The sequence below is a fragment of the Oceanisphaera arctica genome (assembly GCF_002936955.1).
Taxonomy (GTDB): Bacteria; Pseudomonadota; Gammaproteobacteria; order Enterobacterales; family Aeromonadaceae; genus Oceanimonas; species Oceanimonas arctica.
The window spans coordinates 1-10,313 of sequence record NZ_MPZM01000067.1; the positions used below are offsets into that span (position 1 = coordinate 1).

Consider the following 10,313-nt stretch of genomic DNA (forward strand, 5'->3'; position numbering starts at 1 on the left):
GCGGTGCTGGCCGACACCGGCGCCACCGCCCTGGTGACCCTCAACGCCCTGAGGTTGCTTACCGTGAAGGGTGAGGAGTAAAGCACCGAATAAACAGGAGCAGTGGTTCAATACAAAACTTACATAACTGTTCTATTCGGTTGCTCTGTAGAAGTCGGACAAAAGGTCCGCTCCATCGACCCGCTCAAGCACATCCTTGTGACGCTCAGCACATGACTTCCCTGTCATGTGATGGTCTCTGGAGCAGATCCCTTTGCCCTCCTTGATGCTGCGGAGTCGTCTGTGGGCATCGTCTACTGTCAACTCGGTGCCCAGGGAGAGGCAACAGAGAACGACTCCCACGACCGTGACATGCCATCGCCGGAAAATGCTCCTGCCGTTCCGGCATTCCCGCCCTCCCTGGCGGTCAGATGGCATTTCCGAGCCCTCAGGGATGAGTTTATGGCGTGTCGTGGAAGACGGCTGTGTTGCCTCTGAGCCTCGGGTTTAAGAAACGATAAGCTGTTTATTCAAACCGGCATGCCCGCTCACATGTAAAAAAGCCCCCGTAACCTGCGTTGCGGGGGCTTTGATTTACAGGTATATGGCTTATGAAATTACCAGGGACCGACTACATAACCCAGCCACTCCGGCAGCCAGAGGGCAATGCCGGGGAATACCATCACCAGCACCAGTGCCGACAGCATGGTGAGCATGAAGAACAGCGCCCAACCGAAGGTTTTCTCGAGCCGGATACCGGCAATCTGGGTCGTCACCATCAGGTTGATGGCCACCGGCGGGGTAAACTGGCCGATGGCGATATTCATCGCCAGCAGAATACCGAACCACACCGGGTTCCAGCCAAAATGCTGCATCAGGGGGATCAGTATCGGGGTGATGATCAGGTAAATGGAGATGGCATCCAGTAACATGCCCGCCAGTAACACCAGCACCATGATCAGTATCATCAGCACCCAGCCCTGATCCGACAACGACAGCATCGACTCGGCCAGGTGCGTGAAGGTGCCGAGGGTGGTGCCGGCCCAGGCGAAGATGCCCGCCAGCGAAATTATGATCATCACCACGCCGGACACCATGCCCGCCTCGCCCAGCAAACCCCAGACATCCTTCAGGCTGAGCTGGCGATAGACGAAAATCCCCACGATCAGGCCATAGGTCACCGCCACCACCGCCGCTTCGGTCGGCGTGAACAAACCCGAGCGCAGACCCCCCAGGATCAGCACAGGCGCAAAAAGGGCCGGCAAGGCCTTGATAAAGCTCTCTTTCAAGTCGGGACGTTCGCCCTGGCGCGGATCTTCCCAGCCATTGCGCCTGGCCAGCCACCACACCGGCAGCAGCAGCGACATTCCCGCCAGCAAGCCGGGGAACAAACCGGCGGCAAACAGTGCCCGCAAATCCACTCCCGGCACCACAATCGAATAGAGGATAAGGGCGATAGACGGCGGGATAAGAATCGCGGTAGATGATGCCGAAGCGATCAGGGCCGCCGAAAACGGCTTGGGATAACCGGCCTTGGTCATGCTCGGCAGCATCACCATGGCTACGGCGGCGGCGTCTGCCGGCCCTGAACCGCTCATGCCGCCCATGATCAGACAGACCAGCACCACCACCAGCCCCAGACCACCGTGGCGTGGGCCGATCAGCGCCTGGGCAAAACGCACCAGGCTGGCCGCCACCCCGGCACGTTCGAAGATAAGCCCGGTAAGAATAAACAGCGGTATGGCGATCAACGGATACTTGGCGATGCTGTTATAGGTATTGGTCCCAAGCGTTGCCAGCATGTCCGGCGACAGGCCGACCAGAATACCGGCAGCGCCGCCCAGACCCAGCGCAAAGGCCACCGGCACGCCCAGCAGCATGGCGCCACCGAATACCAGCAGCATCAGCAGATCAGGACTCATGAGCACCTCCCGCTTGCAGGGAGATACGGCAACGTTCCACCAGGCTCTGGGTCAGACGCCAGATAATGGCCAGACACAGCAGGGGCAGCCAGATCAGATAAATCCAGGTAGGATAGCCCAGGCCGGGCGACAGCGACTCCCAGCTGTATTCCTCCCAGGTCAACAAGGCGCCATACCAGACCACCAGGCCCAGCAACAGCACACTAGCGGCCCACTGCAATACATACAGCACCGGCCGCAGCCGAACCGGCAGCAACTCTTCCACCAGCTCGATACGAATATGTACATGGCGACGAGCGGCCAGGGCGGCGCCGGCAAAGGTCAGTACCACCAGCAGAAATACGGAAAATTCTTCGGTAAAGGCAAAGGACGCATCGGTGGTATAGCGCACCACCACATTGCCTAAGCTGATCACACAAACAGCCAGCAGGGCAAGGGCCGCCAGCCAGCGCTCGGGGCGGGCATCGGGGGCAGATTTTGACATGGGTACAACTCTCGGCTGGAGGTTTAACGTAACTAATGCGGCCCGGCAGCGCGGCCGGGCCGGATAAAAAGAGCCTTAACGGGCGGCGATGGCCGCCTGGGCTTCGGCAACCAGCTCGGCACCGATACGCGGCGTCCACTTCTGGTACACCTCGGCGGTGGCATCGACGAAGGCCTGATGCTGCTCGGGAGTCAGCTCGGTGACTTCGACACCACGCTCCTTGATGGCGGCCAGGGTATCGTCGAGCTCGTTACGAGATTTCTCGATTTCCCAGGCTCCGGCGTCGATGGCGGCCTGTTGCAGCAACGTCTGGTCCTCTTCGGACAGCGACTTCCACACCTTCTTGTTCACGCCAAAAACCAGCGGATCGGCCATGTAATGCCACAGGGTCAGATAACTCTGGCCTACCTGATCCACCCGTGCCACATCGAACACCGACAACGGATTCTCCTGACCGTCGATGGCGCCTGTGGTCAGCGCCGGCTTGGCGTCGGCCCAGCTCATCTGGGTCGGGTTGGCACCAAGGGTACTGAAGGTATCCAGAAACAGCGGCGAGCCTACTACCCGTACCTTGAGGCCTTGCACATCTTCCGGGCTATCGATCGGATGCTTGGAGTTGGACAATTCGCGAAAGCCGTTTTCACCCCATGCCAGCGGCATCACACCTTTCTTGTCGATGGCGGTAAAAATTTTCTCGCCGGTGCTGCCCTGGGTAATGGCGTCGATGGCCGCCTCGTCCGGCATCAGAAATGGCAGCGAGAACAGGTTCAGCTCGGGTACCTGGGGCGACCAGTTGATGGTGGAGGCTACCGCCATGTCGATAAGGCCACTGCGCATGGCCGAGAATTCCCGGGTCTGATCGCCGGATACCAGCTGCGCATTGGGATACACCTTGAGAGTGAGGCGTCCTTCGGAACGCTCATTGACCAGCTCGGCCCACTTTTCTGCCGCCTGTCCCCAGGGGAAGGCGTCAGACAATACGGTGGACACGGAAAACTCCCGGGTTTCCTGGGCAAAAGCAGGAGCAGCAAGGGTCATGCCGAAGGCAGCAGTCAAGGCGAACGCCAGCGGTTTGATACGCATAATAAGTCCTTTTTTGTTAGGTGGGATCCTGTTTGTCTGCCCCCGGATTCACCCAAGAGCAAGACGAAAGCCGCAATAGTGAAATGAAGACGGTGTGCAAGTCAATTACCAATCCGGGTTCTATCCATCGGATTAAACATTCGATTTTTTTGACTGTAAGCTCAATCCCGGACAAAGGGCCCGCTTCTCCGACCCGCTCAAGCACCTCCTTGTGGCGCTCAGCACATGACATCCCTGTCATGTGATGGTCGGTTAAGCAGATCCCTTTATCCTCCTTGATGATCCGGCGTGGCCTGTTGCCGCCGTCTACGGGTCACTCGGTGCTCCAGAAGGGGCAACAGAGATCGACTCCCACGACCGTGAAATGCCATGGCCGGAAAATGCTCCTGCCGTTCCGGCATTCCCGCCGTCCCTGGCGGTCAGAAGGCATTTCCGAGCCCCCATGGGGCGAGCTTGTCTCGCCGTGATGAATCATTTCAGCCTGACCGAGCATCCAGTGAATGCTCGCAGTAGGCTGAAATGGTGAGTGTCATTTACCAGTGGCGTGTCGAGGGAGGCGACTGTGTTACCTCTGGGCTCCAGCGCAAAATATGATCAGGTTCTTAATGGAGTTGGTATCACTCCTCACATATGAAAAAAGCCCCCGCAACTGACGCTGCGGGGGCTTTTTTTATAAAGGAATACTTACGACGCGACGGCGACCGGCGGACGTACACCCAGGCTGTGGCAGATGGCGTAGGTCAGCTCGGAACGGTTCAGGGTGTAGAAGTGAAAGTCCTTCACCCCTTCCCGGCTCAGTACCCGAACCTGATCCATGGCGATACTGGCGCCCACCAGGTTGCGAGTGTTCTGATCGTCTTCCAGCCCCTGATAACGCTGGTGCATCCAGCCCGGAATACGGACGTTGGAGAAACCGGCAAACTTGATAAGGGTCTGGTAGTTGGACACCGGCAGTATGCCCGGCACTATCTCCACGTCGATACCGATGGTCACGCAGCGATCGCGAAACCGCAGGTAAGACTCCACATCGAAGAAGAACTGGGTAATGGCCCGGTTGGCCCCGGCGTCGATCTTGCGCTTCAGGCTGAGCAGGTCGGCCTGGGCGCTTTTCGCCTCCGGGTGTACCTCGGGGTAGGCCGCCACCGAAATATCGAAGTCGGCTTCTTCCTTCAACAGGCTCACCAGATCGGCGGCATACATATCCGGCTTGTCGATGCCCTTGGGCAGATCGCCACGCAGGGCCACGATCTGGCGGATACCGTTGTTCCAGTAGTCCCGGGCAATGCCACGCAGCTCGTCGCGGCTGGCATCGATACAGGTCAGGTGCGGCGCGGCAATCAGGCCGGTTTTATCCTGAATGTCCTTGATCACCTTGTGTGTTCTGTCCCGGGTGCCGGAGTTCGCGCCGTAAGTGACGGAGACAAACTTGGGCGCCAGCGTTTTCAGCCGCTCGATGGAACTCCACAGGGTTTGCTCCATCTGCTCGCTGTTGGGCGGAAAAAACTCGAACGAGACGTTAATATCGCCATTCAGCTCGGCCATTGACTGATTAAGCGCTTCTACATGACGCGCGCTGTGAAAACCCATGTTTATCTCCTGACAACTTAAATTAAAACAATTCCTTTATGCCTTGGCTTCGGCGTAGGCCTTACGCAATTCCTGCGTGGCCGCCACCATGTTGGCCAGAGCTGCACGGGTTTCTTCCCGGTGACGAGTCTTGAGACCGCAGTCGGGGTTGACCCAGATACGTTCCTTGGGCAGAGGCTCCACGGCTTTTTCAATCAGCTTGACCATTTCCGCTACCGACGGGTCCGCGGGGAGTGAATCTCGTACACGCCGAGACCGATTTCGTTGAACTCAGAATAACACATGTGAATGTGGATCTGGGTACTGTCCGCCACTACCGATGCACTCAAACGGAAGGCTTTTTCGGCTATAGAGACGCTTGGACGTCTACATGGCTTTATATTTACACGTCTGAACTTTCGGGAGCAAGGACTTCTTTTAAAAAAGTGATAAACACTGATTTATTCGTACGCTAAAGCATATTGATAGAGGGCTTAAATGAGATGCTTTTGTGGCTGGAGAAAGAGAAAGAAAAAGAAAGAACAAAGGGATTTATATGGCGAGCAAACGGATCGGGCGGGCGCCCGATCCGTTATTCGGCAGGCGGCTTTAGCGCACGCCCTGCTCGGACAGCACCTGGGTGATAATGGCCACGGGGCTCATAAGATGGTCGCGCATCATGGTGCCGGCTTCTGGATTGCGAGCCAGCAGGGCATCAAACAAGGCCTGATGCTCTTGCTGTTTCTCCTGTAGTGCCTGTTCGCTGAACACGGTGCGTTTCAGCCACAGGTAACGATAGCGTGCCGCCTGATCCATCAGCGTCTGGCGCACCACCAGCAGCTGGGGAGAACAGCAACCGGCGGCCACCGCCTGATGAAAAGCCTGATGACGGTGGTCCCACTGATTCAGCTGATCCTCGACCGAATCCAGATGGGTCACCTTGCTCAGGGCATGATGGGCCGCCACCACCCCCGCCTCCCACAGGTCATCGCCCCGGGCCATGGCCAGATCCACCACCAGCCCTTCCAGCTGGGCGCGGGCGTCGTAAATATCCTTCAGCTCCGCCATCGACATGGGGCTGACCCGAAAGCCGCGCTGGCTTTCTGCCGTGACCAGTCGTTCGGACACCAGTTGCGACAGCGCCTCCCGCAGCGGGCTGACGCCCAGGCTGTAACGACTCTTCAGGGTCGTCATCAGCAACTTTTCACCGGGTCCGAAATGGCTCTGGATGATGTCTTGCTTCAACTGCTGGTAGGCCGTGCGCGCCAGATTTTCCCGCGGGGCATCGAGGTTGCTCATGCTCTGTTCCTGAATGATTCCATCGGCCGATTATAACGAAATTGCAACGGAGATCATAAAATAACCATAATAAATTGACATTAATAAATAATGTCGACATTTTATATATACAGCGACATTAATCCGCCTCGACCAATAGTTGATAAGCAACCAAGGAAGCCACCATGTCTAACATTGCCACCGCCGATTTCGTTAATCACCAGTACCAGGGATTCAGACTGGCGCCATCCGCCCAGTCTCCTCGTCTGCTCGAGCTGCGCTTCGACGAGCAAACCGTAAAAGCTTTTCTGGCAGCTGCTGCCGAATGGCCGATACAGGCGCTGGAATACAAGTCGTTCCTGCGTTTTCGGGTGGCGCAGTTGCTCAACGATCTCTGCGGTCAGGCGCTGCAACCCCTGTTGATCAACACCCTGGTCGACCGCAACACCGGCGGCCTGCTGATCACCCCGGAAGGGCTGAATAAGGTCGAGCAGGCGGAAGACATGGTCAAGTTCACTACCGCCGTGGCCCACCTGATGGGACGTTCCAACTTCGATGCCATGAGCGGCCAGTACTACGCCCGCTTCGTGGTACAGAATCAGGACACCTCCGACAGCTACCTGCGCCAGGCGCACCGGGTAATGGAGCTGCACAACGACGGTACCTTCGTCGAGCAGGACACCGACTATGTCATGATGCTGAAAGTCGACGAGCAGAACATCGAAGGCGGTAACTCACTGCTGCTGCACCTGGACGACTGGGAACACCTGGACCGTTTCTACGCCGATCCCATGGCCCGCCGGGTAATGCGCTGGGCCGCACCGCCGAGCAAGAACACCACCAAGGACGTCTATCACGCCGTGTTCGATACCGATCGCAGCGGCCAGCCCATCATGTCCTACATAGATCAGTTCGTGCAGCCCAAGGACTTCGATGAGGGTGTATGGCTGGCGGAACTGTCCGAGGCGCTGGAAACCAGTGCACACCGGCTGTCGGTGCCGGTTCCCCCCGGATCTTTCCTGCTGATCAACAACCACTTCTGGCTGCACGGCCGGGACAAGTTCATCGCCCATGAAGGCCTGCGTCGCGAACTGATGCGTCAGCGTGGTTATTTCACCCATGCCAAGACCCTGAAGAATCCGAACCAGGGCTAAAGACTTTGACAAGGTGTCGCCCGAGGCGGCACCTTGAACAACAACAAACCAATATCACACCGGGGCAGGTCTCCGGCTTTTGCCTCTCTCACACAGGTGAACCTACAGTGTTTGATTTCATTATTATCGGTGGCGGCATCGTCGGCATGTCCACCGCCTGGCAGCTCAAAAAAGCCTATCCCGACCACAAGATACTGCTGCTGGAAAAAGAGTCCGGTCCGGCCCATCACCAGACCGGCCATAACAGCGGCGTTATCCATGCGGGGGTCTACTACACCCCGGGTAGCCTCAAGGCCAGATTCTGCCTGGAAGGCAATATCGCCACCAAGGCGTTCTGCCGGGAGCACGATATTCCCTTCGACGAGTGCGGCAAGCTGCTGGTAGCCACCAACGAGCTGGAAATGCAGCGCATGCAGGCATTGTGGGATCGCAGCGAAGCCAACGGCCTGGAGCGTTACTGGCTGAATGCCGAGCAACTGAAAGAGCGCGAGCCCAACATCACCGGCGTGGGCGGCATCTTCGTGCCCTCCAGCGGCATCGTCAACTACAAGCAGGTGACCGCGGCCATGGGCAAGGAATTCGAGCGTCTGGGCGGTGAAATCCGCTACAACGCCGAAGTGACCGGCCTGAAAGAAGAAAGCAGCCAGGTGGTGGTAGAGACCTCTCAGGGCGAGTTTCAGGGCAAGTACCTGGTGTCCTGCTCCGGACTGATGGCGGACCGGGTGGTGCGCATGCTGGGCATCGAGCCCGAGTTCAAGATCTGCCCCTTCCGCGGCGAATACTATCTGCTAAAACCCGAGCACAATCAGATAGTAAATCACCTGATTTACCCGATCCCGGATCCGAATATGCCCTTCCTCGGCGTGCACCTGACCCGTATGATCGACGGTACCGTCACAGTGGGCCCCAATGCGGTGCTGGCCTTCAAGCGGGAGGGCTACAAAAAGAGTGATATTTCCCTGCGCGACACCCTGGAAATGTTCACTTACCCGGGCATCCTCAAGGTCTTGATGAAAAACCTCAAGCCGGGCCTGACCGAGATGAAGAACTCCATCAACAAGGCCGGCTACCTGGAACTGGTACGCAAGTACTGCCCCAGCCTGCAGGTGAGCGATCTCACACCTTATCCCGCCGGTATTCGTGCCCAGGCGGTATCGAAAGACGGTAACCTGGTGGACGACTTCCTGTTCGTGAACACCAAGCGCACCATCAACGTCTGTAACGCCCCCTCGCCGGCGGCCACCTCCGCCATTCCCATCGGCGGCTATATCGTCGACAAGGTGAAAGCCCAGGTCGAGGAAGGTACTGCCGTCGCCTGATAGAGTCTGCTTCACATAAAAAGGGCAGACCAACCGGTCTGCCCAAACACTGCCGAGGCTCGACGCCTCTCACCCTCATTGCAAATCACTCAGAAGCGGTAACCCAGGCCGACCATCAGGCCGATGGGATCTATGCCGGTGTCAAAAGTACCCGCAGCGGTTTTCACATCGGTGTCGATATCCATGTACCAGACAGAGCCATTCACGAACCAGTTGTCGTTGATGTCCATGTCGATACCGGCCTGGGCCGCCAGCCCCCAGGAGTCATCGGCTTCCACATCGGTGCCAGCCAGAACCCCACGACCTTCCTCATCGAAGAAAAAGGTGTAGTTGATACCGGCCCCCACATAGGGACGCACCTTGCTCTGGGCATCGCCGAAATAGTACTGGGCCATCAGACTCGGCGGCAGGTGCTTTACATTCGCCACTTCACTGCCACCCAGATTAACATCATGAGAGAAAGGGGTAGCTGCCAGCAATTCCACACCCCAGTTGTCGGTCACCATGTAAGACAGGGTCAGACCCAGCTGGGTGTTGGACTGAACATCCAGCTTGTCACTGGTGTCGGTGGTCGGACTGACCGCGACGGCGCCACCCCGTACCAGAATATCACCGGCCTGATGAGCGAAGGCGGCAGGGGTCATTAATACGACGGCGACCAGCAGGGAAAGTTTTTTCATGCTCTGTCCTTAATTTCTTTTGAGGTAAACAAGTCAACTGCAGGCAGTCTGCCTCATCCGGAACAGGGCTTTTTTGATTTAACGCAAACCAGCCTTCAAAACTCATTCCAACTCCTTAGTTTTGACAGTTTTCAAACAAATAGCCTGCGCCACCACTGGCTAAAGCGCACGGCTTGAGGTATATCTTAACTATCGGGTTCAGGCAGCGCTTTTAGCGTTGCCTGCTTTTTTATGGAGATTTATATGGCCAAGTTGCCACCTATTACTGTATCTACTTTGGATCTGGCCCGGCTCGAGGCCCTGCTTGAAAAACAGCCCGACTCCGATACCGTCAGACGGCTTGAAGACGAACTCGATCGGGCAAACGTGGTCGCCCCCACCGAGGTTCCGGACAATATCGTGACCATGAATTCCACCATTACCTTTACCATGGCCAGCAGCAAAGAAACCTTTACCAAGACGCTGTGCTACCCACGGGATATGGATGGTGCCAAAGAAAAAATTTCGGTACTGGCGCCCATAGGCGCGGCCCTGATCGGCCTGGCCATTGGTCAGAGCATCCAGTGGCCCGGCCCCAACGGCAAGACGCTGCAGGTCACCATTACTGCCATTGATTACCAGCCGGAGCGTGCTGGCGATTATCAGTCATAAATAGAAAAAGGCGCTGTTGATGCGCCTTTTTCTATTTATGGGCTGTCAAAGGTAATACGCGTCTTGCTCATCATGGGCACTCGAGGCATGCTGATTACCCCCAGACCCGAATTCCAGATTTAATGAACCAGCTTATTAACAGCGTCCTGTTTTCCATCTCCATTACCGGCCCTATCTGCCTGCTGCTGTTGCTGGGT

Annotated in this window: 9 protein-coding genes and 1 pseudogene; 3 read left to right on the forward strand and 7 right to left on the reverse strand. The window is 57.1% G+C overall.

What is annotated here, in order from left to right:
• Window positions 1–596: 596 nt before the first annotated feature.
• From UN63_RS15910 to csiR, 6 genes and pseudogenes are all read right to left on the reverse strand, one after another.
• Window positions 597–1,901, reverse strand: a complete 1,305-nt coding sequence (locus UN63_RS15910) for a TRAP transporter large permease (RefSeq protein WP_104488438.1) — start codon at window positions 1,899–1,901, stop codon at window positions 597–599.
• Window positions 1,891–2,385: a TRAP transporter small permease gene (locus UN63_RS15915; protein ID WP_104488440.1), complete on the reverse strand. Its 495-nt coding sequence runs from the start codon at window positions 2,383–2,385 to the stop codon at window positions 1,891–1,893. Before UN63_RS15915 ends, UN63_RS15910 begins: the two co-directional genes overlap by 11 nt.
• A 75-nt stretch (window positions 2,386–2,460) precedes the next feature.
• Window positions 2,461–3,468, reverse strand: coding sequence for a DctP family TRAP transporter solute-binding subunit (locus tag UN63_RS15920; RefSeq protein WP_104488443.1), 1,008 nt, complete (start codon window positions 3,466–3,468; stop codon window positions 2,461–2,463).
• Between the two features lie 684 nt (window positions 3,469–4,152).
• On the reverse strand, window positions 4,153–5,055 hold the full coding sequence (gene metF / locus UN63_RS15930; RefSeq protein WP_104488447.1) for a methylenetetrahydrofolate reductase: 903 nt from the start codon (window positions 5,053–5,055) through the stop codon (window positions 4,153–4,155).
• 36 nt (window positions 5,056–5,091) lie between these two features.
• A pseudogene (locus tag UN63_RS15935) lies at window positions 5,092–5,402 on the reverse strand (5-methyltetrahydropteroyltriglutamate--homocysteine S-methyltransferase); the annotation flags it as partial.
• A 241-nt stretch (window positions 5,403–5,643) separates the two neighbouring features.
• Window positions 5,644–6,333 carry a DNA-binding transcriptional regulator CsiR gene (gene csiR, locus UN63_RS15940; protein WP_104488449.1) on the reverse strand — a complete coding sequence of 230 codons (690 nt, stop codon included), beginning with the start codon at window positions 6,331–6,333 and terminating at the stop codon, window positions 5,644–5,646.
• Between the two features lie 164 nt (window positions 6,334–6,497).
• On the opposite strand from csiR, the gene glaH reads away from it, so the two are divergent.
• The gene (gene glaH, locus UN63_RS15945; RefSeq protein WP_104488452.1) at window positions 6,498–7,466 is read left to right on the forward strand and encodes a glutarate dioxygenase GlaH; all 969 of its coding nucleotides are present in this window, start codon (window positions 6,498–6,500) and stop codon (window positions 7,464–7,466) included.
• Between the two features lie 107 nt (window positions 7,467–7,573).
• Window positions 7,574–8,785, forward strand: a complete 1,212-nt coding sequence (gene lhgO, locus UN63_RS15950) for an L-2-hydroxyglutarate oxidase (protein ID WP_104488455.1) — start codon at window positions 7,574–7,576, stop codon at window positions 8,783–8,785.
• Between the two features lie 89 nt (window positions 8,786–8,874).
• On the opposite strand, the gene UN63_RS15955 is transcribed toward lhgO, so the two are convergent.
• Window positions 8,875–9,465 carry an OmpW family outer membrane protein gene (locus UN63_RS15955; RefSeq protein WP_104488457.1) on the reverse strand — a complete coding sequence of 197 codons (591 nt, stop codon included), beginning with the start codon at window positions 9,463–9,465 and terminating at the stop codon, window positions 8,875–8,877.
• Window positions 9,466–9,708: 243 nt separating this feature from the next.
• On the opposite strand from UN63_RS15955, the gene rnk reads away from it, so the two are divergent.
• On the forward strand, window positions 9,709–10,116 hold the full coding sequence (gene rnk / locus UN63_RS15960) for a nucleoside diphosphate kinase regulator (RefSeq protein ID WP_104488460.1): 408 nt from the start codon (window positions 9,709–9,711) through the stop codon (window positions 10,114–10,116).
• Window positions 10,117–10,313: the final 197 nt, after the last annotated feature.

Excerpts from the sequence above, each read along its gene's own strand:
- UN63_RS15910 (WP_104488438.1), bottom strand. The coding sequence starts at position 1,901 with ATGAGTCCTGATCTGCTGATGCTGCTGGTATTCGGTGGCGCCATGCTG.
- UN63_RS15915 (WP_104488440.1), bottom strand. The coding sequence starts at position 2,385 with ATGTCAAAATCTGCCCCCGATGCCCGCCCCGAGCGCTGGCTGGCGGCC.
- UN63_RS15920 (WP_104488443.1), bottom strand. The coding sequence starts at position 3,468 with ATGCGTATCAAACCGCTGGCGTTCGCCTTGACTGCTGCCTTCGGCATG.
- metF (WP_104488447.1), bottom strand. The coding sequence starts at position 5,055 with ATGGGTTTTCACAGCGCGCGTCATGTAGAAGCGCTTAATCAGTCAATG.
- csiR (WP_104488449.1), bottom strand. The coding sequence starts at position 6,333 with ATGAGCAACCTCGATGCCCCGCGGGAAAATCTGGCGCGCACGGCCTAC.
- glaH (WP_104488452.1), top strand. The coding sequence starts at position 6,498 with ATGTCTAACATTGCCACCGCCGATTTCGTTAATCACCAGTACCAGGGA.
- UN63_RS15955 (WP_104488457.1), bottom strand. The coding sequence starts at position 9,465 with ATGAAAAAACTTTCCCTGCTGGTCGCCGTCGTATTAATGACCCCTGCC.
- rnk (WP_104488460.1), top strand. The coding sequence starts at position 9,709 with ATGGCCAAGTTGCCACCTATTACTGTATCTACTTTGGATCTGGCCCGG.